Source organism: Kitasatospora sp. NPDC101155 (assembly GCF_044768305.1).
Taxonomy (GTDB): Bacteria; Actinomycetota; Actinomycetes; order Streptomycetales; family Streptomycetaceae; genus Kitasatospora.
Map to the genome: position 1 here is coordinate 227,307 of NZ_JBIWPN010000002.1, position 25,209 is coordinate 252,515.

Genomic DNA, 25,209 nt, shown 5'->3' on the forward strand with positions numbered 1-25,209 from the left:
TTCCGCTCACGCCCTCCCCACGGGCGTGCCCCCACCCGTTGGAGTCCTCACGTGTCGATGTCCACGCGCCTGTCCGCACTGGCCACCTCCGTCGCGCTGCTCGCCGGCTTCGCGCTACCGGCGGCCTCCGCCGACACCGTCGGTTCCGCCGGGCCGACCGTCAACCTGGCCACCAACCCCGGCTTCGAGCTGCCCTCCCCCAACCTCGCGGACTGGGGCAGCATCCCCGGCTGGAACTGCACCGGCGGCCCGGCCGAGGCGGCCGTCACCGCCACCGCCCCGCACTCCGGGAACTCCGCGCTCACCGTGACCCCGGCGGACGCCGACTCCACCGGCGAATGCGCGCAGACCGTCGCCGTCCAACCCGACACCACGTACACCGCGTCGGCCTGGGTGCGCGGCAACTTCGTCTACCTGGGTGCCACGGGCACCGGCCGGGACGCCGCCCCCGCCTGGACCGAGACCACCGGCGGCGGCTGGCAGCAGCTGACCACCCGCTTCACCACCGGCCCGAACGCCCGCAGCATCCGGCTGTACGTGCACGGCTGGTACCAGCAGGGGCCGTTCTCGGTGGACGACGTGCGGGTCGACGGCCCGGCGCCCGCCCCGGCGGTGGCGCGGGGCTCGATCCCGACCAGCGACAAGGTCGTCTTCTTCACCGTGGACGACGGCTGGCAGCGCACCCCCGAGGCGGAGCGGTTCATCGCCGACCACCACCTGCCGATCACCGCCTTCCCGCTGCCGATGCCGGCCGGCGCCGACCCGGACTTCTTCAAGCGGGTCACCGCCGTACCCGGCTCCTCGATCCAGGACCACAGCGTCTCGCACTCCGACCTCAGCAAGCTTCCGCTGGAGCAGCAGCAGGTCGAGATCTGCGACGCCCGCGACGCGATGACCCGCCTGTTCGGCACCGCGCCCGTGGTGTTCCGTCCGCCGTCCTTCGCCTGGAACGCCGACACCCTGCAGACCGCGGCCAATTGCGGCATCCGCACCGTGCTGACCGCCGACGCCGACTTCAGCTGGGGCGCCTCCAACATCTGGCACCCGGGCCCACTGCAGCCGGGTGACATCGTGCTGATGCACTGGACCGACACCCTCGCCACCGACCTGCCGCGCGCCCTCGCCGCCGCGGACGCCGCCGGGCTGAAGCCGGCGGCGCTGGTGGACTACCTGCGCTGACGTGGCGTCGGGTCGGGTCGGGTCCGGTCGGCGGGGCAATGGGCCGGCGAGCTGCCGGGTTCCGGGGTTCCCGGGCCGACAGATGACGGATGACAGCGGACAGATTTCATCATCTGAAATCTGTCCGCTGTCATCCGACCGCCGGCCGCCGTCCGCAGCTCGCCCTCACCCGTTCGCCGCACCCGCTCGCGCCGAGGTCGACGGCGCGGTCCACGGTGGCGCCCGCTCCCCTCCGGGCAGCGATCTTGCTCGTTGACAGGGTGTCCGCGGCATGGCTCTAATGGGGGCGTGCAGCGCGGCGTCGGCCACAGAGCAGTGGGCCGGCCGGCAGCCGAGCCAGCACCTGATGCCCAAGGGGACGATGCGCGATGAGTACTTTCTCCGCTGCCCTGATCTGACGTAGGCGGTCGCCGCGGTGTCCGCCCGTTCTCGCGTGGTACCGCGTGTGGCCGCGACTCCCTCGAAGTCTCCGGAGACTCCACCACACACGTATGCCTGATTTCTCCAACCCTGCCAATTCCTTCAATCTGAGCGTCATCGACGAGTTCCGCGCCAACGGCGGCCGGGCCGGCGGCCCCTTCGAGGGCGGCAACCTGCTGTTGCTGACCACCACCGGGGCCCTCACCCGGCGGCCGCACACCGTCCCGCTCGGGTACGTCCGGGCCGAGGGGCTGCTGCTGGTCATCGCCTCGGCGGCCGGGGCGCCGGAACACCCGCAGTGGTACCGCAATCTGCTGGCCCACCCGGTGGTCCGGGTCGAGCTCGGCACCGACACCTTCGACGCGATCGCCGTACCCACCGAAGGCGCCCCCCGGGAGCGGCTGTTCGCCGCAGTCGTCCGGTCGGCACCCGGGTACGGCGACTACCAGGCGCACACCGAGCGCGAGTTGCCGGTGGTCGTCCTGGAGCGACCCGAGGCACCGGCCGATGCCCCCCGCGAGGTGCACAGCCTCGCCGACAAGCTGCTGGAAGCGCACACCTGGCTGCGCGCGCAGCTACGTCACATCCGGGACGAGGCGCAGGCCCACTCCCCCGGCCGCCCGGTCGGGCTCGGCCTGCAACTGCGGCAGCACTGCCTGGCGTTCTGCCAGGGGCTGACGCACCACCACACCGGCGAGGGCGCCGCGATCTTCCCGGCTCTCGCCCGCAGTCACCCGGAGCTCGCCGAGGTGCTGGAGCGGCTCGGCGAGCAGCACCGGGAGATCAAGCGGATCAAGGAGCAGCTGGTGGCGCTACTGGCCGGGATCACGGTCGCCGAGCCCGAGCTGCTCCGAGCCGAGTTGGACCGGATGTCGGCCGAGCTGGAGGCGCACCTCGACTACGAAGAGGCCGAGTTGCTGCCCGCTCTCGCCGGGATCCCCTTCCCACCGGTCCGGCCCGCCCCGGCCGGCTGACGCGGCGGTGCCGCCGTCCCCTCCCGAGCTGTGGGAGGGGACGGCGGCACCGCCGCTGCGTCGCGCACCTGACGGGGCGTCGGAGCCGGGCCTCAGGACTGGCTGAAGACCGGCAGGTAGCCGTTGGCCTGGCCGTCCGCGTTCGGGTGGTAGCTCTCGTCGATCGGCAGCGTGGTGCTGTGCAGCCAGGTGTCCAGCGAGCCGCAGATCTCGTGCCCGGAGAAGATGTCACGCACGTCACCGAAGGTGAAGCCGGCATTGGCGACCTGCTTGGCGATGACGCCGTCCAGCGTGTCGGCGGCCTCGTTGATGGCGGCGCGCTTGGTGTCACCGATGCCGAAGATGCAGGAGCCGTCGAGCTGGTACAGGTGCGGGTAGCCCATCACCACGACGTGGGCGTTCGGCGCCTTGGCCCGGATCGCGGAGTAGACCTGGTCCAGCTGGCCGGGCAGGGTGTTGACGGCGTAGCTCTCGGCCGTGCTGACGGCGTTGAGGCAGTCGCTGTCGCTCCCCAGCACACAGGTCTGCATGGTGCTGGAGAACCCGGCGTCGTTGCCGCCGATCGTGAGGCTGACCAGCGTGGTGCCGGAGTTCACCGCGGAGATCTGGCTGTTGAGGACGTCGCCGGTTCTGGCGCCCGAACAGGCCACGAAGGAGAAGGAGGACGGGGAGTTCGCGTTGGTCCACAGGTAGGCGTAGGCGTTGGTGCTGCGCTTGCAGCTACCGCTGTCGCTCAGGTAGCTGCCGGCACCGACACCGGCCGAGTAGGAGTCGCCGAGGGCCACGTAGTTGACACCAGCCGCGTTGGCGGAGGACGCCGTGAAGAGCGTCGTCAGCGTGAGGAGAGCGGCTGTCGCGGCGACGGACAGGGCACGAACAGGGCGGAGCATTGGACCTCCTGGTGATGGCGTGGGTCATCGATCGGATGCCGGGCGGCAGCCGAGCACCGGACGACGGGACCGGTGTCCCGCTGGATCGCCTGGCGGAACGTCACGGCGGTACGGCTCAGGAGCGGCTGAAGACCGGCAGGTAGCCGCCGGACTGGCCGGCCGAGTTGGGGTGGTAGCTCTCGTCGATCGGCAGCGTGGTGCTGTGCAGCCAGGTGCTCAGCGAGCCGCAGATCTCGTGGTCGGTGAAGATGCTCCGCACGTCGCCGAAGGTGAAGCCCGCGTTGGCGACCCGCTTGGCGATGACGCCGTCCAGCGTGTCGGCGGCGCCGTTGATCGCGGCGCGCTTGGTGTCACCGATGCCGAAGATGCAGGAGCCGCCCACCTTGTACAGGTGCGGGTAGCCCATCACCACGACGTGGGCGTGCGGCGCCTTGGCGTGGATCGCGGAGTACACCCGGTCCAGTTGGGCGGGCAGGGTGTTGAGGGCGTAGCTCTTGGCCGTGTTGACGGCGTTCAGGCAGTCGCTGTCGGAGCCCAGCACACAGGTCTTCATGGTGTCGGCGAAGCCCGCGTCGTTACCGCCGATCGTGAGACTGACCAGCGTGGTGCCGGAGTTCACCGAGGAGATCTGGCTGTTGAGGACGTCGCCGGTTCTCGCCCCCGAACAGGCCACGAAGGAGAAGGAGGACGGCTTGTGCGCGTTCTTCCACAGGTAGGCGTAGGCGCTGGTGCTGCGCTTGCAGCTACCGCTGTCGCTCAGGTAGCTGCCGGCACCGACACCGGCTGAGTAGGAGTCCCCCAGGGCGACGTAGTTCACACCGGCCGCGCTGGCGGAAGTCGCCGCGAAGAGCGTCGTCATGGAGAGGAGAGCCGCTATCGCGGCCACGGACAGAGCACGAGCAGGGCGGGGCATCGCACCTCCTGGTATGACGTGGGTCACAGGAAGGGATACCAGGCAGTAGCCAACCACGGAAGCGCTCATGCCAAGGACATTGACGGTCCGTCTGATAGCGCAGGAGTGAACTGCCCTGAACGGAGCGTGAGTTCACGCTGGTTGGTGCGGGTATACGTCGATGCGCGTCGGTCATCGCGTGTAGATGAGAAATTCCGGGGAAGTCGGCGCAGCGTCAGCCGCTGGTCAGCGCACGGCCACCGCCGCGCCAGTTCGGCGGCGAGGCCCCGTCAGCCCGCCCCGCCCGAAGGTACCCCACGGCATCGGCACGCCGCCCGAGGGCGCGCCCCGGCCCCGTCGAACCCTGCCCATCCGAAGGCGCGCCACGGCCCCGCCGACCCACCCGCCCCAGGAGCGCGGCTCAGTTCCCCGCCAGCCGGTCGCCCCCCGCGTGCACCGCCCCCGGGAAGACCGTGCAGCCCTCGACCGGCAGCTCCTCGATCGTCTCGTTCGCGGCGGCGGGCACGCCGAGCCGGCGGACGGCCGTGGCGACCGCCGCCCGGGCCTGGCGCAGCCCGGGCGCGCCCCAGCCCAGCAGCTCGACCGCGAGCCCCGGCGCGACCAGCAGCCGCCGGTAGTGTCGGCCCGAAGCCGGGTCGGCCACGCTCGGGCCGACCGCTCGCAGCGCCGCCGTCATCCGGACCCGCGCGCACTCGTGCCCGCCGTTGGCCGAACCGACCCGGTCGTAGAGGTAGCCGAGGTAGTACGGACGGCCGATCACGGCCTGGGCCTCCTCGCCCGCCTCCCGGGCCAGGGCCGCGGCCGGGTCTCCGTCGTCCTCCGGCTCCAGCGAGCCGCCGGGCAGCGAGCAGATCCCGTCCCGAGGGTTCACCAGGGTCAGCACCCGCCCGTCCGGGGCGAACAGCCATCCCCAGGACTGCTTCACCGGCAACCCGTCCGGCACCTGCTCGCCCGGCCGCCACGGCCAGCCCGCCGTGGGACGCCGCCGCACCTTCCCGAGCAGCTCGGCGACTTCCGCCGTGAACTCGATCCGGCCCATGCCGTACGTCCCCCCTCTCGGTGTCGGGCTCGCCGGACCTGCGGAGCACGGTTCGGAGCGGAGCGGAGCGGCCGGAGCGGCGGCGTGGGGTACCGCACGCTCCTGCTGTTGATCTTCTCCGATCTTCCCCGAACAGGCGGTCGATGAACAGTCCCCAGCGCCGCATGGTGGATGCGGAGACCGCGAACGACCAGATCACCCCAGCGGCCCGCCGCCTTCCCCGACCCCCGGGAAGCCGACCCCCGGGAAGCCCGGCAGCGGGAATCCCGGCCGCGGGACCACCCCGGGTGGGAACGGCAGCCCGCGCGCCGCGTCGTCGGCCAGTTCGTCGAACACCTCGTGGGCAGTCATCGGCCGCAGCCGTCCGTCGGCCAGCGCCCATCCGCGCACCGGCGGCCCGGGCGGCCGGTCGGCCAACGGCCCGCTCGAAGCCCCGTCCGGCGGCCCGCTCGTCGGGTCGCCATGCAGCAGCAGCGCCCCCTCCCCGTCCGAGGCCACGCCCGCCGCGAGCGTGACGCAGAACGCCTCCGTGTCCCGCCCGGAGGGGTGCAGGCGCCCCGCCGCCACGCAGACGTCCACCGCCGAGGTGAGCTCTTCGCCGTCCTCGGGGCCGTGGCATCGCAGCGTCAGCAGGTGGCAGCCCTCCCCCGCGCCCTCGGCCAGCGCCACGTAGACCGAGGTCACGTACCGCATGACCGCCGCCATCCGTCGTTGCCCGGCCGGGTCGTCGCCGACCGCCTCCAGCAGTGCCGCGCAGGCGACGGACATCCGCACCCGGGCCCGGTGGTCGTCCAGCAGCACCGGGAGCAGCTCGACCAGCCGCTCCCCCGCGTAGACGAACGGCTCCCCGGCCAGCTCCGGATCGCCCGCGTACGCGACCCGGGCGGCGGGCGACCGGGGATCGAGCCCGAGCGCCGCGCAGTAGTCCTCGAAGTCGCCCGCCTCGAGGACCCGCAGGTGCACCTCCAGCCCCTGTCCGTGCAGGCCCCTCAGCTGCTCCTCCGCCCGCCGCAGGTACTCCTGGTACCCGAGGGCACCGAACAGCCCGTACTTCGCCAGCCCGGCGAAGTCGGCCGCCTCCGCGGCGAGCGCGACCGCCACCGGCTGCGGCGGCGCGCCCCGGGCCCGGCCACCGCGCCGCCCGCGGGTCCCGGCTCCACCGGCCCGCCCGCCCGGCGGCCCTCCACCCCCTGGCGGCGGCGCCCCTCCGGGACCACCGGTGGGCACCCCGCCGACCCCGGCCCCGGGCCTGCGCCCGCCGAGCACCAGCACCTGACGGCCCCGCACCGGGCCGCCCCGCACCACCGCGGTGCCCGACACCTCGTACGCCGAATCGCGCACAGCCATGGGTTACCTCCCACTCACTCGGCACCGGCCGGCACAGGGCAGCACCGTCCGGCACCAACCACTCCGGCCCTCGGAGTCGCCGACGCCACGGAACATACACAGAGCCACTGACAATCCACCCCAAGTAATCGAACAAGGTCAGGCAGCCCCGGCTCCGCCGCCATTCATCGATCAGTCCTGGCGATTTCCATCCATATTTCGGCCACCATCGATCGAATTCGCTCGCCAACGACCCCGAACGACTCGATCCCGGAGCTCCGACGATGGACGGGTCACGGCTGCGGCCACGGGTGAGAGGACTGAACGAAGCCGGACGGTCCACCCGTCGGGGATGCCGAACGACGCCGCCCGGCACGCGACCGTCATCCGGTGCGCCGGGGTCGCCGATGTGGTGGCGGGCGACGCCCCGCGGCCCCTGGGGCGCCCGTGACAACTGATCCGGGCGGGATTGTCAGTGCCGGGCGCTATCGTCGGGGACCATGCGACTCCTGCATACCTCCGACTGGCATCTCGGGCGTTCGTTCCACCGGGAGAGCCTGCACGACGCCCAGCGCGCCTTCCTGGACCACCTGGTGGCGGTGGTCCGGTCCGAGGGCGTGGACGCCGTGCTGGTCGCCGGGGATGTGTACGACCGGGCACTGCCGGGCCTGGAGGCGGTCGCGCTGTTCGACGACGTGCTGCACCGGCTGGCGGACCTCGGGGTACCGACGGTCTTCATCAGCGGGAACCACGACTCGGCCCGCCGCCTCGGGGTCGGCGCCGGGCTGATCGGGCGGGCCGGGATCCACCTGCGGACCGACCCGGGCGAGTGCGCCGAGCCGGTGCTGCTGGCGGACGAGCACGGGCCGGTCGCGGTGTACGGGCTGCCGTACCTGGAGCCCACGCTGGTGCGCGAGCGGTTCGGGCTGGCCAAGGGCGGGCACGCGGCGGTGCTCGGCGCGGCGATGGACCAGGTCCGAACCGATCTGGCGGCTCGCCCCGACGGGACCAGGGCCGTGGTGCTGGCGCACGCCTTCGTCACCGGCGGCGCGCCCAGCGACAGCGAACGGGACATCGCGGTCGGCGGGGTCGCCTCCGTGCCCGCCACGGTGTTCGACGGGGTGCACTACGCCGCGCTCGGCCACCTGCACGGCTGCCAGACCCTCGCCCCGCACCTGCGCTACAGCGGCTCCCCGCTCGCCTACTCCTTCTCCGAGGTGCGCCAGCGCAAGACCATGTGGCTGGTCGACCTCGCGGCCGACGGCTCGGTGACGGCCGAGCGGGTCGACTGCCCGCAACCACGCCCGCTCGCCACCCTGCGCGACACGCTGGACGCGCTGCTCACCGACGAGAAGTACGCCGAGCACGAGCAGTCCTGGGTGCAGGCCACGCTCACCGACGCGGCCCGCCCCAGCGAGCCGATGGAGAAGCTGCGCCGCCGATTCCCGCACACCCTCCAGCTGCTGTTCGACCCCGAGGAGAGCGGGGCCGGGCCGTCCGAGTCGTACGCGGCCAGGGTCAGCGGCCGGGACGACCTGGAGATCGCCGAGGGCTTCCTGCGGCACGTCCGCCCCGGCGCCGAGCCGGAGCCGGACGAGCTCGGCTGGCTGCGCGAAGGCTTCGAGCGCGTCCGGGAGACCACCGACCGGAAGGCGGACCTGCCCCGATGAGGCTGCACAAGCTCACCGTCACCGCCTTCGGCCCGTTCGCGGGCAGCGAGACGGTGGACTTCGACGCGCTCGCCGCCGGCGGGCTGTTCCTGCTGCGCGGCGCGACGGGCGCGGGCAAGAGCAGCGTGCTGGACGCGGTCTGCTTCGCCCTCTACGGCGAGACGCCGAACGCCCGCCGAGCCAACCGGCTGCGCAGCGACCACGCCGACCCGAAGCGGCTGACCCAGGTGCAGCTGGAGCTGACGCTCGGCGGCCGGCGGCTGCAGATCACCCGGCTGCCCGAGCAGCGCCGACCGAAGAAGGTCGGCACCGGCACCACGGTCGAGCGTCCGCAGACCCTGCTGCGCGAGTGGACGGCCGACGCGGGCGACGGTTCGCCCGGCTGGCGGCCGCTCAGCAAGTCGCACCAGGAGGCCGGGGAGGAGATCCACCGGCTGATCGGCATGAGCCGGGAGCAGTTCTGCCAGGTGGTGCTGCTGCCGCAGGGCGACTTCGCCCGCTTCCTCAAGGGCGACTCGGAGGAGCGCGGCAAGCTGCTGCGGCGACTGTTCGACACCGAGCGGTACGGGCTGGTCGAGACCTGGCTGGCCGACCAGCGGCGCGCCCAGGAGGCCGCCGTCCAGGCCGGTCGGCGCCGACTGCGCGACCTCGCCAGCAAGGCCGAGCAGGCGGCAGGCCCCGACGCCGAGCCGGCCGACGGCTGGGTGCCGGCCGAGGACGGCGACGCCGACCTGACCGCCGGGGTGCTCGGCTGGGCAGCGGTCCTGCGCAGCGGCGCCGCCGAACAGCTCGCCGTCGCCGAGGCCGCGCTCGCGGGCGCGGAGGCGGCGCAGCGGGAGGCCCAGCGGGGCCGGGAGTCCGCCGAGGAGCTGGCCGGGCGGCAGCGCCGGCACCGGGAGGCGGTGGCCGAGGCCGAGCGGCTGGCCGGGTTCGAGCCGGCCGCGGCTCGGGACCGGCAGCGGCTGGCGGCCGCGCAGGAGGCCGTCGGGGTGGAGTCCGCGCTGCGGCTGCGGGAGAGCGCGGCCGAGGCGCTCGGGCGCGCACGGGAGGCGGAGCAGCGGCGCCGGGAGGCGCTGGCCCGCTCCGGCCCCGAGGGCCGCAGGCTCGCCCGAGCCGGGAGCCGGACCGAATCCGGAGCCGAAGCCGGGAGCGGGACCGAGGCCGGAACCGACACCGGTGCCGCCGAGCTGGCCGAGGCCGAGCTGCGGCTGCGGGCCGAGGTGGTCCGGCTGGAGGCGGCCCGGGCCGATGAGCGGCGCTGCGCCGAACTCGCTCGCGAGCAGCGCTCCTTGAGGCAGGAACGGAGCGCTGCCGAGGGGCTGGCCGAGGAGGCCGAGGACTGGCTGGCCGAATTCGACGGTGAGCTGGGCCGGTTGGAGGAGCAGCAGTCCCGGGCCCAGGCGTCGAGCGCCAGGGTCGAGCAACTGGACCGGCAGCGCACCGAGTCGGCCGCCCGGCTGAGCGCGGCTCGGGAGCGCGACGGACTGCGGGCCGAGATCGCGGGCGCCGAGCCGCGGGTCGCCGAGCTGCGCACCGCCGCGTTGGACGCCCGGGAACACAGCCTGGACCTACGGGACCGGCGGCTGGCGGGCATGGCCGCCGAGCTGGCCGAGCAGCTGCGGGCGGGCAAGGCCTGTCGGGTCTGCGGCTCGCCCGAGCACCCGGCGCCCGCCGAGGCCGCCGAGGGCAGCCGCGTGAGCGCCGAGGACGAGGAACGGGCCCGGCAGACCCAGGCCGCCGCCGAGCAGGCCTGGACGGCGGCCGACCAGGCCCTGACCGCGCTGCGGGTGCGTGAGGCGACCGCCGCCGGGGCGGCCGGGCCACACGGTGCGGACGCGCTCGCGCAGTCCCTGGCCGGACTGGAGCGCGAGCACCGCGAGGCGCTGCACGAGGCGGAGGCGCTCGGCCGGGTCGAGCGGGAGATCGGCCGACTGGCGCAGGACCGCACCCGCCGACTGGACGAACTGCACGAGGCCAAGGAGCGCGCCGCCGTCCTCACCGACCGGCTGCAGGCGCTGGACGCCGAGCAACGGGATCTGACCGCCAAGGTGGCGGCCGCCCGGGGCGAGGCGGCCTCGGTCGCCGACCGGACCGCTGCGCTGACCCTGCTCACCGAGGAGGTGGCCTCCACCGCTTCCGCCGCCCGGGCCTGCGCGGAGGCGCGGGCCCGGCTGGGCGAGGCCGAGGAGGAGCTCGGCAAGGCCGCCGTCGCGGCGGGCTTCCCGGACACCGCGGCGGCGCTCGCGGTACTGCTGCCGCGCGAGGAGCGCGAGCGGCTGGCGGCCCGGCTGGAGAGGCACCGCGCGGAGTCGGCGGCCGTGCAGCACGAGCTGGCGCTGCCCGAACTGGCCGAGGCCGCGGCCCGTCCGCCGGTCGACCTGCCCACCGCCGCGGCCGCGCTCAGCAGGGCCACCGACCGGCTCGGCCAGGCGCACGCCGCCCGGTCGGCGGCCCGGGAGCGCTGCGCGGCGCTGACCGCGATCGGGCGGCAGCTGACCGAACTGACCGGGGACCTGGCCCCGGCGCTGGAGCGGTACGGGCGGATCAACCGCCTCGCCGCACTGGCCGCCGGCACCTCCACCGAGAACCGGCTGCGGATGCGCCTGGAGTCGTACGTCCTGGCGGCCCGGCTGGAGCAGGTCGCGGCGGCGGCCAGCGACCGGCTGGTCCGGATGTCCGGCGGCCGCTACACCCTGGTGCACAGCGACGACCGGGGCGCCGGCAACAAGCGCTCCGGCCTGGCCCTACGGGTGGTCGACGCCTGGACGGGCACCGAGCGGGACACCGCGACCCTCTCCGGTGGCGAGAGCTTCTTCGCCTCGCTCTCGCTCGCCCTCGGACTGGCCGACGTGGTCACCGACGAGGCGGGCGGCATGCCGCTGGACACGCTGTTCATCGACGAGGGCTTCGGCACCCTGGACGAGCAGTCCCTGGAGGAGGTGATGGACGTCCTCGACGGCCTGCGCGAGCGGGACCGCGCGGTCGGCATCGTCAGCCACGTGGCCGACCTGCGCAGCCGCATCCCCGCCCAGCTCATGGTCCGCAAGGGCCGCCACGGCTCCACCCTCGCGCTGGCCACCCGGGAGGACGCCTAGGAACGGCCGGTCAGCCCGAACACGCCACCCGCTGCGCCTGCTGCCAGGCACACACCGGGCACAGGGTGCTGCCCGGCCGGTCGGCCGGCAGTTCGGTCGGCTCCCCGCACAGCACACAGTCCGCCCGCGGGCCGGTCGCCTCCGGGTCGTGCCGCAGCGCGGCCTCCGCCGAGCCGTCCGGCGCCGGCTCGCACACCGCCGCGCCCTCGGTCACCACCGCATCGTCCGTCGCGCCGTCACTCATGCCGCCTTCCTACTCCCCGCCCCCGCCCTGCGGCAAGACGCCCCCGCAGACGACCCCGGCCCGGGCCCGGGCCGCCTCGATCATCGCCCCGACTCCGTCGAGCATCGGCCCCAGACCGAACGCGAACAGCGAGTCCAGGTCCAGGTCGTAGCCGTCCCCGACGCTCCCGACGGTCCGTGCGAACACTGGGTGCCGCTCCCCCGCGACCAGCGCCGCGAGTGCCGGGCCCTGGTGGTCCATCCACTCGCCCTCGGTCAGGCCGGTACCGGCCTCGGCCTGGGCCTCCCGTTCCAGGTGGACGGCGACGCCCTGGACGTAGCAGTAGAGCAGGACGTGCAGGTCGAGCATGGTCGCGGCGTCCAGACCGTGGCCGTCCAGCGCGGCGAGTGCCCACTCGGCGTGGTCCATCAGCGCGGGCAGCATCAGCGGCCGGGTGAGCGCGCCGACCTGCGCGAGCCACGGGTGGCGGCGGTAGATCCGCCACAGGGTGTGCGCGCCGAGCTCCAGGCGTGCCCGCCAGTCCCCCGTCGGCTCAACCGGGTACGTCCCCTCGCCGAAGGCCGCGTCCGCCATCAGCAGCACCAGGTCGTCCTTGCTCGGCACGTACCGGTACGGGGACATCGCCGCCACGCCCAGTCGGGCGGCGACGGTGCGCATGGAGAGCGCGGCGAGGCCTTCGTGGTCGGCGATCTCCAGGGCGGCCCGGACGATCGTGTCCCGACTCAGCTCGACGGCCGCCCCCGGGACCGCCGAACCGGTGGTCGGCGAAGTCTCCGTTGAAGGAGCGCTCGGACGACGCCGAGGTGCCTGGCGAGCCGCCACCACCGTGCCCACCCGGGGCAAGGTCTCGACCAGGCCTTCCAGCCGCAGGGTGGTGAGCGCCTTGGTGGCCGTGGCGAGGGCGACGTTCCACTCCCGGGCGATCCGCCGCGTCGAGGGCACCCGCTCGCCCGGTGCGAGCGTGCCGTCCGTGATCCGCCGGGCGATCTGGTCGACGATGCGTCGGTAGGGCGGGACGGGCTCGGGCGTGGAGACCATGCGGCCGGCTCCCTCACGTGATGCGGATCTCTTTCCGCGACGACCGGTGCTGTACTAGCTCAGACCCTACCAGCGATGCCCCCTCGAATCCGCCGACTGCACTAGCTCAGTAGCCGCAAAACAGCCTTGGCAGCCCTGCACGTACGACGTACATTCAGGGCGCGTACACCGTACGAGCGCCACCGGCGCACCAAGGCAAGGAGCTGTCAATGAAGTCCGTGCTCATCTCCGGCGGCGGCATCGCGGGCCTCGCGCTCGCCGTCTCGCTGAACCGTCAAGGCTTCGCCCCCACGGTCGTGGAGCGGGCCGACGGGCTGCGCGGCGGCGGGCAGGCGGTGGACGTCCGGGGGGTCGCGCTGGAGGTGGTCGATCGGCTCGTGATGCTGGAGGAGGTCCGCGCCCACCGCACCCGGATGCGGGGCATGTCCGTACTGGACGGCGACGGCCGGGAGATCCACCGCTCCACCGAGAGCACCTTCAGCAGCGGACGACTCGACAACGAGGACATCGAACTGCTGCGCGAGGACCTCGTCCGCGTGCTGCACGACCGGGCGGCGGCGGAGGGCGTCGAGTTGGTCTTCGGGGACACCGTCACCGCGCTCGACCGGGGCGAGGACGAGGACGGCGCCTTCATCCGCTTCGAGCGCGCCGAAGCTCGACGCTTCGACCTGGTCGTGGGGGCCGACGGCCTGCACTCGACCGTGCGCCGGCTGGCCTTCGGGCCCGAGGAGCGCTTCGCCCGCCACCTAGGCATGCACCTGGCGATCTTCAGCGCGAACAACTTCCTCGCCTTGGAGGACTGGCAGCTCTGGCTGCGCGAGGGCGAGGCGGGTTACGGCGTCTACCCGGTGCGCGGCAACTCCGAGCTGCGGATCAGCTTCGGCTTCGCGGGCGAGCCGCTGCCGGCCGGACGGCGCGATCCGGAGGCCCAGAAGGCCTTCGTCGCCGAACGGATGACCGCGTTGCATTGGGAGACCCCGAGGCTGCTGAAGGCCCTGGCCGAGGCGCCGGACCTCTACTGCGACTCCATGGCACAGATCCACCTGAACCACTGGTCGCGGGGCCGGATCGTCCTGCTCGGCGACGCGGGCTACTGCGCCTCCCCACTGTCGGGCCAGGGCACCAGCCTCGCCCTGGTCGGCGCGTACGTGCTGGCCGACGCGCTCACCCGCTCCGGCGGGGAGCACCGCGCCGCCTACGCCGAGTACGAGCGGCGGCTGCGCCCGTTCGTCCGGCTCAATCAGGCGCTGGCCACCGACAACCCGGGCGGGCCGGCTTCCGAGGAGTCGGTGGAGCGGGCGAAGAACGCGATCGCACTGAACGGATGACGACTGACAGATGACCGCGAACAGATGACAGATGACGGATTTCGACATCTGCCATCCGTCATTTGTTCGCCGTCGCCCGAACCGCCCCACCCGCAGGGCTCCACCGCCCCGCCGACGACCCGCCCCCGGCCCCCGACTACCGTGGCCGCCATGGTCGCCGATCTCCAGCAACGCCTACAGGCCGCCCGGGCCGCCGCGCCTACGTACCCCGAGGTGGGAGCCACCCAGGGAGGGCCGCTGCCGGACGGGTACGCGCAGCTGCGGCGGCGGGTCCACCTGGGCCACGGGCCGGAGGTGCTGGAGCGGGCCGGGCGGTATGTGCTCGGCTGGGGCAGCCAGTTGGGGACGGGCTTCGCCGTGTGGCCGGGCGAGCCGGCCCGGGAAGGGGCCACCGTGCTGCTGCGGCTGAGTCTGCCGGGCAGCCGGTGGCCGCGGCTGGTGATCCCCTGCCGGGTGGTGTGGACGGTGGCGGAGCCCCACCGGATCGGTTTCGCGTACGGGACGCTGCCCGGGCATCCGGAGTGCGGCGAGGAGTCGTTCCTGGTATCGATGGACGCCGACGGCGAGGTGTGGTTCGAGGTCGCCGCGTTCTCCCGGCTGTCCGCCTGGTACGCCCGACTGGGCCGTCCGGTCGCGCTGCTCTGCCAGTACCTGGCGATCGAGCGCTACCTCGCCGCCGTGGCCGAGCACGTCGCCCGGGCCCGCTAGCCGAGGAAGGACAGCCGGACGGTGCGGCGCGGGTTGTCCCCGTTGGTGTCGATCAGCACCACGGACTGCCAGACGCCGAGCGCCAGTTGCCCGCCGATCACCGGCAGGGTGGCGTGCGGGGCGACCAGGCCGGGGACCACGTGGTCGCGACCGTGGCCGGGGCTGCCGTGCCGGTGGCGCCAGCGGTCGTCGGCCGGGAGCAGGTCGCGCAGGGTGGCGAGGAAGTCCTCGTCGCTGCCGGAGCCGGTCTCCAGGACGGCGATCCCGGCGGTGGCGTGCGGGACGAAGACGTTGAGCAGGCCGTCACGCCCGGCGGCCCGGTCGTTGAGGAACACGGCGCAGCGGTCCGTGATGTCGAGCGCGACCTCACGGTTGCCGGTGGTGATCTCCAGCGTGACGGTCTGGAAGGAGCCGGTTGACCCGGTGGACGTGGAGTGGTGGTTGTCGGCCATGGCGCCATCCTGACCCAGGTCAGCGGGCCGGACCTACTGCCCCGCCGCCTGCCCTTGCCAAGGAGGCAAACTCGCATAGGGTGAGAGGTTCAGACCAAAGCAGCGGGTGGATCCGCCCGTCAACGGACCTGCCCGGCAACAGGCCTGCTCGTCAACGGACCTGCCCGTCAACAGGCCTCCGGATACGACGAAGACCCGACGGACCGGTTGGTCCGCCGGGTCGAGTCGGGGCCGAGCCGACCGCGACCGGAGGCCGCTAGCCGCGCCCGCCGAAGAGGCTCCGCCGTAGCCGACGCAGCGGTGCCAGCAGCGAGACCCGGGTGTGGCGACGACGGGCCGCCGCCGGGGCGTCTGCGCCGCGCGGCGTCAGCTCCCTTATCAGCCCGAGCGCCTCGGCGGTGTCCACCGCCGAGAGTGCGGGCGCGCCGAGCACGGCCAGGTGTCGATCGATCCTGCGGCCGGTCGCGCCGACACCGCACTGGATCGCCGGCACACGGGGCCGAGTCCGCACTTGCATGTGTTCCATCAGTTTTCCCACCCCTACGAGGCGCCAGGGCCGTGAGGCGAAGACTATCCGTGACAGACGGCCTTCGCGCAACCGTCCTTGGTGTTGTGCCACCGTACCGTGCGACGTCAACTGACGATGCACCAGGGGCCACCCGTGCGGTCACGACTAGGCATCAATGGTGGTGCACGACCCGCCGTCCGCCAGGAGGGCCAGGAGGCACTGGCCCGGCGCCCGTTCGCGCGGTATGCGCCGGGCGCACGGGGGCGTCCGACGGGTGCCACGACCCGTGTCGACGAATCACCCCGGATGTCGATGGGCGCCCGCATATAGGGGACAGCCGCCAGGTCGACAAAACGATCACCGGCGGCGGGAGGCGGCGTCAGCGGTCAGGTTCATGAAGTGAACACATACGAGGGATTGACTCGCGTCGATCCTCCAAGCAATATCTGATGCACACGCCAGTGCCCGCACCGCACTCAAGCGTGTGTTCGAGTGATGAAATGACTCGATCAGCTCCGGTTCCCGCGAGCCACTGCCCGGTCACCTCGACGCTGCGGTGGCCAGGCTCACAGGGTGCCCGGACCGGCGGCCGGCCGTAGAGGGTCGGCCGGGCCGCCACCAGACTGCCGGTGCCGCCCCGCTCGGGGCCCGGCACCGGCGGTTCCGGGCCCGGCCCCCGCCTCCCACCGCCGACCGGACGTCCCCGCAGGTCGCGCCCGGTGGATCGGTAGACTCGGCCAGCGTGTCCCTCCTCCTCAGCATCGTGCTCCCGGTCCACGGCGTGGAGCGGTACCTCCCGCGCTGCCTCGACTCGATCCTCGGCGAGACCCACGCCGCGGAGACCCGCTTCGAGGTGATCGCGGTCGACGACCTCTCCCCCGACGGCTCCGGCGCGGTCCTGGACGCCTACGCGGCCCGCGACCCCCGGCTGCGGGTCCTGCACCTCACCGAGAACCAGGGCCTCGGCGGCGCCCGGACCGCCGCCCTGCCGCTGGTGCGCGGCGAGTACGTCTGGTTCGTGGACAGCGACGACTGGGTGCCCGAGCGGACCGTCGGCGTGATCCTGGACGAGCTGGAGCAGGAGCTCCGCCGGGAGACCCCCGTCGACGTGCTGCTCACCGACTTCACCCACGTCTACCCGGACGGCGAGACCGAGCCCAACCCCTGGCGGCACGTCCTGGTCGGCTCCCCGCTGGTCGAGGGCTGCACCCTGGCCGAGCACCCGGCGCTGTTCCAGACCGTGATGTCGGTGTGGAACAAGGTCTTCCGCCGCGCCTTCCTGGAGGGCCTGGACGTCGCCTTCGGCCGCGGCTACTACGAGGACATCTCGGTCACCTACCCCGCGCTGCTGGCCGCCGAGCGGCTGCGCTACCTCGACCGCCCCTGCTACTTCTACCGGCGCGGCCGGGACGGCGCGATCACCGCCACCGCCTCCCCCAAGCACGCCGACGTGTTCGCCCAGTACGACGCGATCTTCACCTTCCTGGACCGCCCGGACCGTCCCGGCCGGCCCGTCCCGGAGTCGCTGCGCACCCTGGTCTTCGACCGGACCCTGCGCCAGGCGCTGAACGTCTACGACACCCCGGGGCTCGTCCCCGCCGACCGGCGCAAGGACTTCTTCCACCGGATCTCCGACCACTTCGAGCGCCACCGCCCGGTCGGCTACCGCTTCCCCGGCGGGGTGCGCGGCGTGCAGTACCGGCTGGCCGCCCGCGGCGCCCGGATCGCGTACGCGGAGCTGCGCCGCACCGGCCGGCTGCCGCGCGGACTCAAGCGCGGGGCACGGGCGGTGGCGCCCGCGGTGAAGAAGGGCGTGCGCAGCGGCGCCCGGTTCACCGCGTACAACGCGTTCCGCCGCCTCCCGCTGGACGAGCACCTGGCGGTCTACGCCGCGTACTGGCACCGGGGTTACGCCTGCAGCCCGGCGGCGATCTACGAGAAGGCGAAGGAACTCGCCCCGCAGATCCGGGGCGTGTGGGTGGTGGAGAACCGCACGCAGGCCGCCGCCATGCCGCCCGGGGTGCCGTACGTGATCGTCAACACCCCCGCCTACCTCAAGGCGATGGCGACCGCCAAGTACTTCGTGAACAACGTCAACTTCCCGCGGACGATGGTGAAGCGGCCGGGGACGGTGCACATCCAGACCCAGCACGGAACCCCGCTCAAGGCGATGGGCATGGACCTGCGCGACCGCCCGGAGGCGTCCGAGGGGATGGACTTCGACCGGCTCCAGGAGGCCGTCGACCGCTGGGACTTCCTGGTCTCCTCCAACCCGCACACCAGCGAGCACTTCGCCCGGGCCTTCCCCGGCCGGTACGAGATGCTGGACACCGGCTACCCGCGCAACGACCGGCTGGCCAACACCACCCCGGAGGAAGTCCGGGCGATGCGCGAGCGGTTCGGGCTGCGGCCCGGCACCACGGCCGTGCTGTACGCGCCGACCCACCGCGGCGGCAAGGGCGGCTACGTGCCGCTGGTGGACGTGGCGGAGCTGGCCCGGCGCCTGGGCCCGCGGTTCACGCTGCTGGTGCGCACCCACTACTTCCACGTCGGCGGCCCGGGCGACCTGACGGCCGGTGAGGACGCGGCGGAGATCGTGGACGTCTCGGCGCACCCGACGGTGGAGGACCTCTACCTGGCGGCGGACGCGCTGGTGACGGACTACTCGTCGATGATGTTCGACTACGCGGTGCTGGACCGGCCGGTGGTCGTCTTCGCGCCGGACTGGGAGGAGTACCGGCGCGAGCGCGGCGTGTACTTCGACCTGTTCGAGGAACCGCCCGGCGCGGTCACGGTGGACGTGGACGGGCTGGCGAGGGCGCTGCGGGCGGGCGATCCGGAGCCGGCGGCGCGGGCGCGGTTCCGGGCCAAGTTCTGCGTCTGGGACGACGGCGGTGCGGCGGAGCGGGTGGTGCGCCGGGTGTTCCCGGTCAAGGGCTGACCTGCGGGGAGCGGGCCCGGCAGGGCTGACCGGCGGGGCCGACCGGCGGGGAGCCGGCCCGGGAAGGCCTGCGAAGCTCCGGGCGGGGCCGGTGCCGCCGGTACGACGACCGGCCCCGTCGGTGCGACTTCAGCGCTGGCGGGCGGCCAGGAACTCCTCGAAGTCCAGGTAGCCCTGGTGACGGGTGTCCATCGCGTGGATCAGCGCCTCCGCCATCGAGAGCGTGACGCTGTGGTCGCCCATCTCGTTGGCGGCCAGCGCGTACTCGGCCGGGGTGATCTTGCCGTCGCCGTTCTGGTCGATACGGTCGAACATCTCCTTGATGGCCTCGATGCTCTCCATCGTTTCCTCCTGGGTACTGCGGGGTTGTGCTCGGTTCGGACGGCCGTACACTACCCGGCCGTGGTGGCCGCCACGGTGGCCGGGAGTGGACGGGCGCGGGGGTCGGTGTCGTAGTCTGCGGGTCTGATTGCTGGCCCGGGCTCCTCCCGGGCGGTCGTTCGTCCAGGGAGGGAACATGCTCGATCTCGTCACCAGGCTGGTGCTGAAACCCGTGTCACGGGGGATCTGGCGCCCGGTCATCGAGGGTGCCGAGAACGTGCCGCGCAAGGGCGGGGTGATCCTGGCCAGCAACCACCTGTCCTTCATCGACAGCGTGGTGATCCCGCTGACCGCCCCGCGCCGGGTGCACTTCCTCGCCAAGGCCGAGTACTGGAACGCACCGGGACTCAAGGGCCGCCTCTCCAAGGGCTTCTTCGAGTCGATCGGCGCGGTGCCGGTCGAGCGCGGCACCTACCGCTCCGCTCAGGCCTCGCTGGAGTCGGCGCTGGAGATCCTGGAGGACGGCAAGGCCTTCGGCATCTACCCCGAGGGCACCCGGTCGCTGGACGGCCGGCTCTACCGGGGCAAGACGGGCGTCGCCTGGCTCGCGCTGACTGCAGGCGTGCCGGTCGTGCCGGTGGCCCTGGAGGGCCCGGAGCAGATCCTGCCGGTGGGCAAGCGGGTCCCGCGGATCAAGAAGGTGACGGTCCGCTTCGGCGAGCCGCTGCACTTCGACGAGCTGCACGGGCAGGCCCGCTCGCTGAAGGCCCGTCGGCAGGTGACCGACGAGGTGATGGCGGCGATCCAGCGGCTGTCCGGCCAGGAGGTCGTGGAGAGCTACAACGAGGTACCGAAGGCGGCCTGACCGCCGCCCACTCGCCTCACGCGTGCCCGAGGGCGGCGTCCGACAGGGCCGCCGCCTCCGGCGCCTCCCGGCGCAGCAGCGCCGCGTACCGGCCGTCCAGTTCCACCAGCTCCTCGTGGCTGCCGAGTTCGACCACCTCGCCGTGGTCGAGCACGGCGATCTGGTCGGCGGAGCGGACGGTGGAGAGCCGGTGCGCGATGGTGATGGTGGTGCGGCCGGCGGCCAGGGTGTCGACGGCCTGCTGGACGGCGCGTTCGGTGCGGTTGTCGAGCGCGCTGGTGGCCTCGTCCAGGATCAGCACCGGCGGATTGCGCAGGATGGTGCGGGCGAGCGCGAGGCGCTGCTTCTCCCCGCCGGAGAAGCGGTAGCCGCGCTCGCCGACCAGGGTGTCGTAACCGTCCGGGAGGGCGGCGATGGTCTCGTGGATCTGCGCGGCCCGGGCGGCCTCGACCAGCTCGGCGTCGCTGGCCCCGGGCTTGGCGAAGCGCAGGTTCTCGGCGACCGAGGCGTGGAAGAGGTAGGTCTCCTGGGAGACCACGCCGACCGCGCGGGCCAGGGTGTCGAAGGACAGCTCGCGCACGTCCACGCCGTCCAGGGTGACCCGGCCGCCGGTGACGTCGTAGAGCCGCGGCACGAGGTAGCTGAGGGTGGTCTTGCCCGAGCCGGTCTCACCGACCACGGCCAGGGAGCTTCCGGCCGGGACCTTGAGCTCGACGCCGACCAGGGTCGGGCGCTCCTGCCCGGGGTCGTAGCGGAAGTCGACGGCCTCGAAGCGGACCTCGCCGCGGATGTCGGTCAGGGTGACCGGGTGCGCCGGCTCGTCGATCTCCACCGGCAGGTCGAGGTACTCGAAGATGCGCTGGAAGAGCGCGAGCGAGGTCTGCACGTCCACGCCGGTGGAGAGCAGGCTGACGGTCGGGCGGAACAGGCCCTGCTGGAGGGTGACGAAGGCGACCAGGGTGCCGACCGAGACGATCGGCGCACCGGCGGCGGAGGTCAGTCCGGCCGCCCAGTAGATCAGCGCGGGCATCGCGGCCATCACGATCTGGATGGTGTTCATCCGCCAGCGCCCGGCCATGCTGGCCCGCACCTCCAGGTCGGCGAGCTGGTCGGACTGCCCGGTGAACTCCCGGGCGAGCGAGTCGGAACGGCCCATGGTGCGGCCGAGCAGGATGCCGCTGACCGACAGCGACTCCTGGACCGCCGAGCTCATCGCGGCCAGCTGCTTCTGCCGCTCGGTGGTGATCTTCTTGCGTTCCTGGCCGACCCGTCGGCTGATCCAGACGAACAGCGGGAGCAGGAGCAGCGAGACGACGGTCAGCCGCCAGTCCAGGGCGACCATGGCGACGATCGAGGCGATCACCGCGGTGAGGTTGGAGACCAGGCTGGTCGCGGTGGAGGTCACCGTGGACTGCATGCCGCCGATGTCGTTGGCGATCCGGGACTGCACCTCACCGGTGCGGGTGCGGGTGAAGAAGGCGAGCGACTGCCGCTGCAGGTGGCCGTAGACGGAGGTGCGCAGGTCGTGCATGACGCGTTGGCCGACGGTGGTGGAGATCAGGGTCTGCAGCACGTTGAAGACGCTGTTCACCACGGCCGTGAGGATCATCCCGAGCGCGAGCAGGCTGAGCAGCCCGGTGCGGCCCTGCGGGATGGCGGTGTCCAGGACGGCCCTGAGCAGGAACGGCGAGACGACGGAGACCACGGCGGAGGCGGCCACCAGCAGCCCGACGGCGGCGAGGCGGCCGCGGTAGGGGCGGAACAGCGCGAGGATCCGCCGCCACTCGGCGGGCGGGCGGGACTCGCCCTCGGCGCGCTCGGGCGGGGTCCAGTCGATGGCGGCGGGCCTCAAGGACGGGCCTCCCTGGGTCGGACGCGCGACGGGCGCGGCGGCGGGCATGGCGATCGGCTGATGCCAGCATAGCGAGAGTAGCTCATAGTTAGGCAAGCTAATAGTGAGGGTGACTCTATTCCCCGCCCGTCGGCCCGTCGGCCCGCCACCGCACCCCGCCCGACCGCCGCGCGCCTCAGTTCGTCCGGTAGGTGCGTGCCGCCTTCGAGGACAGGCCGCCGAGCTTGCCGGAGGGCAGCATCCGGGCGATGGCCACCGCCGCCTTGTAGCGCTTGCCCGGCACGGACAACGACTTGCCGCGCGCCAGGTCGCGCATCGCCTCCGCCACCACCCGCTCGGCCGAGAGCCAGGACCAGGACGGGATGTTGCCGGTGCCCATGCCGGCCCGCTCGTGGAACTCCGTCCGGGTGAAGCCCGGGCACAGCGCCATCATCCGCACGCCCGTACCGCCGAGGTCGCGCAGCACGCCCTGGGTGAAGCTCACCACCCACGCCTTGCTCGCCCCGTACGTGCCGCGCGGCAGGAAGGCCGCCACCGAGGCGACGTTGACGATCGCGCCCCGGCCGCGCTCGCGCATCCCCGGCAGGGCCGCCGTGGTCAGCCGCAGGATCGCCTCGATGTGCACCTTCACCATGTCCAGCTCGGCCTGGAGCGGGACGGCGCCGAAGGCGCCCTTGTTGCCGAATCCGGCGTTGTTGATCAGCAGGTCCACCGGACGCTCGGCATCGCCGAGCCGGGCCTCGACGGCGGCGATGCCCTCGTCGGTCGCGAGGTCGGCGCGCAGCACCTCCGCCTCGATGCCGTACTCGGCGTGCAGGTCGGCGCTCGCGCGCTCCAGGCGCTCGGCGTCCCGGGCCACCAGGACGAGCCGGTAGCCGCTGCGGGCGAGCCGGCGGGCGAAGGCGGCTCCGATGCCGGCGGTAGCGCCGGTGATCAAGGCTGTTGTCATACCCCCGACCGTACCGACTCGCCGCAGCCGAGCCCACACCTAGGGCTACGGCCCTGCTCGGCGGGCCGCGGCCGCAGGCGGGAGGCCCTCCCCGCCCCCCAACGGTCGGGACGTGCCCACGTTCCTCACCTTGATCCGCAACACGTCCCCCGCCACCACCGCGGGCCTGCCGTCGGTGACGCTCCCCCTCCCGGTCACCGGGTCGGCGCCCGTCGGCGTCCAGCTCATCGGAGCGCGGATGGCCGACCGGGACCTGCTGGCCGTGGCCGCGCGGGTCGACGCCCTGCTGCGCCCCGCGGAGGCGGGTCAGGCCGCGACGGCCTTGGCGCGGTCGGCGGCGATGTGGACGGCGAGGCCGCCGAGGACGGTGCCCATGGCGTAGCGCTGGACCCGCAGCCAGGTCGGACGGCGGTTGAGGAAGTTGGCGATGCTGCCCGCGCTCATCGCGATCAGGCCGTTGACGGTGATGGCGATCGCGATCTGGATCAGGCCCAGCACCAGGCTCTGCAGCGCCACGTGGCCGCGCTCGGGCGCCACGAACTGGGGCAGCAGAGATATGTACATGACGGCGATCTTGGGGTTGAGCAGGCAGGTCAGGAAGCCCATCGCGAACAGGCGGCGCGGCGGGTCCGGGGGCAGCTGCTGCGGGGCGAAGACCGCCGTGCCACCCGGCTTGACCGCCTTCCAGGCCAGCCAGAGCAGGTAGCCGGCGCCGGCCAGCTTGATCGCGGTGTACAGCGCGGGCACCACCGAGAAGACGGCGGCCACCCCGGCCGTCACCGCGACCAGGTAGACCAGGAAGCCGGTCGCGACGCCGGCCAGCGACACCAGCCCGGCGCGGCGGCCCTGCGCGATCGATCGCGAGACCAGGTAGATCATGTTCGGCCCCGGCGACAGCACCATGCCCAGTGCCACGGCGGCGATCCCGAGCACGGCGTGGCCGTCCACGGCGGATATCAACGCGTCCAACTCGCTCATGGGGGGAGGCTATGGCGTGGAGCGACCTCGATGCAATGATGTCTTTGCGCTCGGTGCAATGTGCCGCGCCCCGGGACGAAGGGCTGGACGCCGATGGACGACTACCGCCTGATCGCGGACGGGATCGCCGCCGAGATCGCGGACGGACGGCTGCGGCCCGGCCAGCAACTGCCCACCCAGCGCGCCTTCGCCCGCGCCCACGGCATCGCCAACTCGACGGCGACCCGGGTCTACCGCGAGCTGGTCCGGCGCGGGCTGACCGTCGGGGAGGTCGGCCGGGGCACCTTCGTACGGGCCTGGCGGGGTGCGGACGACGGACGGGTCGCGCTCGCCGAACCCGCCGCCGCGCCCGTCGACCTGGAACTCAACTACCCCACCGCGCCCGGGCAGGCCGAGCTGCTGGCCGAGGGGCTGGCACCGCTGCTGCGGGTGGACGCGCTGGGCGAGGCGCTGCGGCCGGTCGGCGCGGCCGGGACGGGCGCGGCGCGGCGGGCCTTCGCGGGGCTGCTGACGTCGGGCACCTGGGAGGTCGACCCGGAGCACCTGCTGTTCGCGGGCAACGGGCGGCAGGTCACGGCGGGGGCGCTGTCCGCCCTGGTACCGCCGGGGCAGCGGCTGGGCGTCGAGGCGCTGACCTATCCGGTGGTCAAGGCAGTGGCGGAGCGGCTGGGCATCCGGCTGGTGCCGCTGGCGGTGGACGAGCACGGGCTGCTGCCCGACGCCGTGGCAGCCGCCCACCGCACGACGCCGCTTCGCGCGGTGTACGTCCAGCCGCGGCTGCAGAACCCGACCGGGGCGAGCCTGCCGCACGAGCGGGCGGTCACGCTGGCCGGCGAGCTGCGCCGGCTGGACCTGCCGGTGGTGGAGGACTCGATCTGGTCCTTCCTGCGGCCCGAGCTGGCGCCGCTCGCCGCGCTGGCTCCGGAGCGGACCGTCCTGGTCGACAGCCTGTCGAAGCGGCTCGCCCCGGGACTGACCAGCGGGTTCGCGGTCGTCCCGGACGGGCTGCGTGAGCAGGTGGCGGGCGCGTTGCGGGCGGGCGGTTGGGCACCGAGCGGCTTCGCGCTGGAGGCGGCCGTGCGGTGGATCGGGGACGGGACGCTGGCGGCGGTCGAGGCGGCGAAGCGCGCGGACGCGGCCGCGCGGCAGGAGCTTGCGCGGGAGGTGCTCGCGGGGCATCGGCTGCGGGCGGACCCGTGCTCGTACTACCTGTGGTGGGAGCTGCCCGGGGCCTGGCGGGCGGAGACCTTCGTCGCGGCGGCGGCGCGGGCGGGGATCTCGGTGACGCCCGCGGCCGCGTTCGCGGTCGACCCGCGGAGCACGCCGTCGGCGGTCCGGGTCGGGCTGGCCTCGCCGCCGCTGCCGGTGCTGGTGCGGGCGTTGGGGGTGCTGGCGGGGATTGCGGCCGATGGATGACGGATGACCGGTAACGGATAGCAGGCGACAACTGACAGATGACAGATTTTGAAATCTGTCATCTGTCAGTTGCCAGCAGTCGCCTGTCAGCCGTCAGCCGTCA

The 25,209-nt window shown here is 73.3% G+C and carries 21 protein-coding genes; 9 read left to right on the top strand and 12 right to left on the bottom strand.

The genetic code is table 11. The features are described 5' to 3' along the window. Positions 1 to 57: 57 nt before the first annotated feature. Both ACIRYZ_RS03545 and ACIRYZ_RS03550 read left to right on the top strand, forming a co-directional pair. Positions 58 to 1,179, top strand: coding sequence for a polysaccharide deacetylase family protein (locus tag ACIRYZ_RS03545; protein WP_402939516.1), 1,122 nt, complete (start codon positions 58 to 60; stop codon positions 1,177 to 1,179). A 491-nt stretch (positions 1,180 to 1,670) separates the two neighbouring features. After that, positions 1,671 to 2,573 (top strand): nitroreductase/quinone reductase family protein, encoded by a 903-nt coding sequence (locus ACIRYZ_RS03550; RefSeq protein ID WP_402938957.1) that lies wholly within the window; start codon positions 1,671 to 1,673, stop codon positions 2,571 to 2,573. A gap of 92 nt (positions 2,574 to 2,665) precedes the next feature. Here the strand turns inward: ACIRYZ_RS03550 and ACIRYZ_RS03555 are convergent, their stop codons facing one another. The 4 genes from ACIRYZ_RS03555 to ACIRYZ_RS03570 all read right to left on the bottom strand — a co-directional run bounded on the left by ACIRYZ_RS03555 (position 2,666) and on the right by ACIRYZ_RS03570 (position 6,762). Then, positions 2,666 to 3,463: an SGNH/GDSL hydrolase family protein gene (locus tag ACIRYZ_RS03555; RefSeq protein WP_402938959.1), complete on the bottom strand. Its 798-nt coding sequence runs from the start codon at positions 3,461 to 3,463 to the stop codon at positions 2,666 to 2,668. 115 nt (positions 3,464 to 3,578) lie between these two features. After that, positions 3,579 to 4,376 carry an SGNH/GDSL hydrolase family protein gene (locus ACIRYZ_RS03560; RefSeq protein WP_402938962.1) on the bottom strand — a complete coding sequence of 266 codons (798 nt, stop codon included), beginning with the start codon at positions 4,374 to 4,376 and terminating at the stop codon, positions 3,579 to 3,581. A 400-nt stretch (positions 4,377 to 4,776) separates the two neighbouring features. Next, positions 4,777 to 5,415 carry a hypothetical protein gene (locus ACIRYZ_RS03565; protein WP_402938965.1) on the bottom strand — a complete coding sequence of 213 codons (639 nt, stop codon included), beginning with the start codon at positions 5,413 to 5,415 and terminating at the stop codon, positions 4,777 to 4,779. Between the two features lie 195 nt (positions 5,416 to 5,610). After that, the gene (locus ACIRYZ_RS03570; RefSeq protein WP_402938967.1) at positions 5,611 to 6,762 is read right to left on the bottom strand and encodes a hypothetical protein; all 1,152 of its coding nucleotides are present in this window, start codon (positions 6,760 to 6,762) and stop codon (positions 5,611 to 5,613) included. Positions 6,763 to 7,241: 479 nt separating this feature from the next. On the opposite strand from ACIRYZ_RS03570, the gene ACIRYZ_RS03575 reads away from it, so the two are divergent. Beyond that, positions 7,242 to 8,411: an exonuclease SbcCD subunit D gene (locus ACIRYZ_RS03575; protein ID WP_402938969.1), complete on the top strand. Its 1,170-nt coding sequence runs from the start codon at positions 7,242 to 7,244 to the stop codon at positions 8,409 to 8,411. Next, positions 8,408 to 11,506, top strand: coding sequence for an AAA family ATPase (locus ACIRYZ_RS03580; protein WP_402938971.1), 3,099 nt, complete (start codon positions 8,408 to 8,410; stop codon positions 11,504 to 11,506). Before ACIRYZ_RS03575 ends, ACIRYZ_RS03580 begins: the two co-directional genes overlap by 4 nt. A gap of 10 nt (positions 11,507 to 11,516) precedes the next feature. Here ACIRYZ_RS03580 and ACIRYZ_RS03585 read toward each other — a convergent pair whose 3' ends face one another. Together ACIRYZ_RS03585 and ACIRYZ_RS03590 are read right to left on the bottom strand one after the other, a co-directional pair. Further along, positions 11,517 to 11,750 carry a hypothetical protein gene (locus tag ACIRYZ_RS03585; protein ID WP_402938974.1) on the bottom strand — a complete coding sequence of 78 codons (234 nt, stop codon included), beginning with the start codon at positions 11,748 to 11,750 and terminating at the stop codon, positions 11,517 to 11,519. 9 nt (positions 11,751 to 11,759) lie between these two features. Beyond that, entirely contained in the window at positions 11,760 to 12,788 is a 1,029-nt protein-coding gene (locus ACIRYZ_RS03590; protein WP_402938976.1) for a TetR/AcrR family transcriptional regulator C-terminal domain-containing protein, read from the bottom strand. Positions 12,789 to 12,997: 209 nt separating this feature from the next. On the opposite strand from ACIRYZ_RS03590, the gene ACIRYZ_RS03595 reads away from it, so the two are divergent. Both ACIRYZ_RS03595 and ACIRYZ_RS03600 read left to right on the top strand, forming a co-directional pair. Beyond that, a complete protein-coding gene (locus ACIRYZ_RS03595) occupies positions 12,998 to 14,116 on the top strand; it encodes an FAD-dependent monooxygenase (protein WP_402938979.1) in 1,119 nt (372 codons plus the stop codon). A gap of 150 nt (positions 14,117 to 14,266) precedes the next feature. Continuing rightward, positions 14,267 to 14,824, top strand: a complete 558-nt coding sequence (locus ACIRYZ_RS03600) for a DUF1990 family protein (protein ID WP_402938982.1) — start codon at positions 14,267 to 14,269, stop codon at positions 14,822 to 14,824. Here ACIRYZ_RS03600 and ACIRYZ_RS03605 read toward each other — a convergent pair. Further along, positions 14,821 to 15,276 (bottom strand): YjbQ family protein, encoded by a 456-nt coding sequence (locus tag ACIRYZ_RS03605; RefSeq protein WP_393024326.1) that lies wholly within the window; start codon positions 15,274 to 15,276, stop codon positions 14,821 to 14,823. The two genes, ACIRYZ_RS03600 and ACIRYZ_RS03605, sit on opposite strands and share 4 nt — an antisense overlap. A gap of 256 nt (positions 15,277 to 15,532) precedes the next feature. After that, a complete protein-coding gene (locus tag ACIRYZ_RS03610) occupies positions 15,533 to 15,802 on the bottom strand; it encodes a hypothetical protein (protein ID WP_380609447.1) in 270 nt (89 codons plus the stop codon). Positions 15,803 to 16,526: 724 nt separating this feature from the next. Between ACIRYZ_RS03610 and ACIRYZ_RS03615 the strand changes: the two genes are divergently transcribed. Beyond that, complete coding sequence (locus ACIRYZ_RS03615; protein ID WP_402938985.1) at positions 16,527 to 18,725, top strand: CDP-glycerol glycerophosphotransferase family protein; 2,199 nt, start codon at positions 16,527 to 16,529, stop codon at positions 18,723 to 18,725. Between the two features lie 129 nt (positions 18,726 to 18,854). On the opposite strand, the gene ACIRYZ_RS03620 is transcribed toward ACIRYZ_RS03615, so the two are convergent. Then, a complete protein-coding gene (locus ACIRYZ_RS03620; RefSeq protein WP_402938987.1) occupies positions 18,855 to 19,067 on the bottom strand; it encodes an EF-hand domain-containing protein in 213 nt (70 codons plus the stop codon). Positions 19,068 to 19,242: 175 nt separating this feature from the next. Between ACIRYZ_RS03620 and ACIRYZ_RS03625 the strand changes: the two genes are divergently transcribed. After that, the gene (locus ACIRYZ_RS03625) at positions 19,243 to 19,911 is read left to right on the top strand and encodes a lysophospholipid acyltransferase family protein (RefSeq protein WP_402938990.1); all 669 of its coding nucleotides are present in this window, start codon (positions 19,243 to 19,245) and stop codon (positions 19,909 to 19,911) included. A 16-nt stretch (positions 19,912 to 19,927) separates the two neighbouring features. Here the strand turns inward: ACIRYZ_RS03625 and ACIRYZ_RS03630 are convergent, their stop codons facing one another. The 3 genes from ACIRYZ_RS03630 to ACIRYZ_RS03640 form a co-directional block, all read right to left on the bottom strand. Continuing rightward, a complete protein-coding gene (locus ACIRYZ_RS03630) occupies positions 19,928 to 21,811 on the bottom strand; it encodes an ABC transporter ATP-binding protein (protein WP_402938993.1) in 1,884 nt (627 codons plus the stop codon). Positions 21,812 to 21,938: 127 nt separating this feature from the next. Further along, positions 21,939 to 22,712, bottom strand: coding sequence for an SDR family NAD(P)-dependent oxidoreductase (locus ACIRYZ_RS03635; protein ID WP_402938996.1), 774 nt, complete (start codon positions 22,710 to 22,712; stop codon positions 21,939 to 21,941). Positions 22,713 to 23,018: 306 nt separating this feature from the next. Further along, positions 23,019 to 23,690, bottom strand: a complete 672-nt coding sequence (locus tag ACIRYZ_RS03640; protein WP_402938998.1) for a LysE family translocator — start codon at positions 23,688 to 23,690, stop codon at positions 23,019 to 23,021. A 93-nt stretch (positions 23,691 to 23,783) separates the two neighbouring features. Here ACIRYZ_RS03640 and ACIRYZ_RS03645 point away from each other — a divergent pair, with 93 nt between their 5' ends. Beyond that, on the top strand, positions 23,784 to 25,106 hold the full coding sequence (locus ACIRYZ_RS03645) for a PLP-dependent aminotransferase family protein (RefSeq protein WP_402939001.1): 1,323 nt from the start codon (positions 23,784 to 23,786) through the stop codon (positions 25,104 to 25,106). The last annotated feature ends 103 nt before the right edge of the window (positions 25,107 to 25,209 follow it).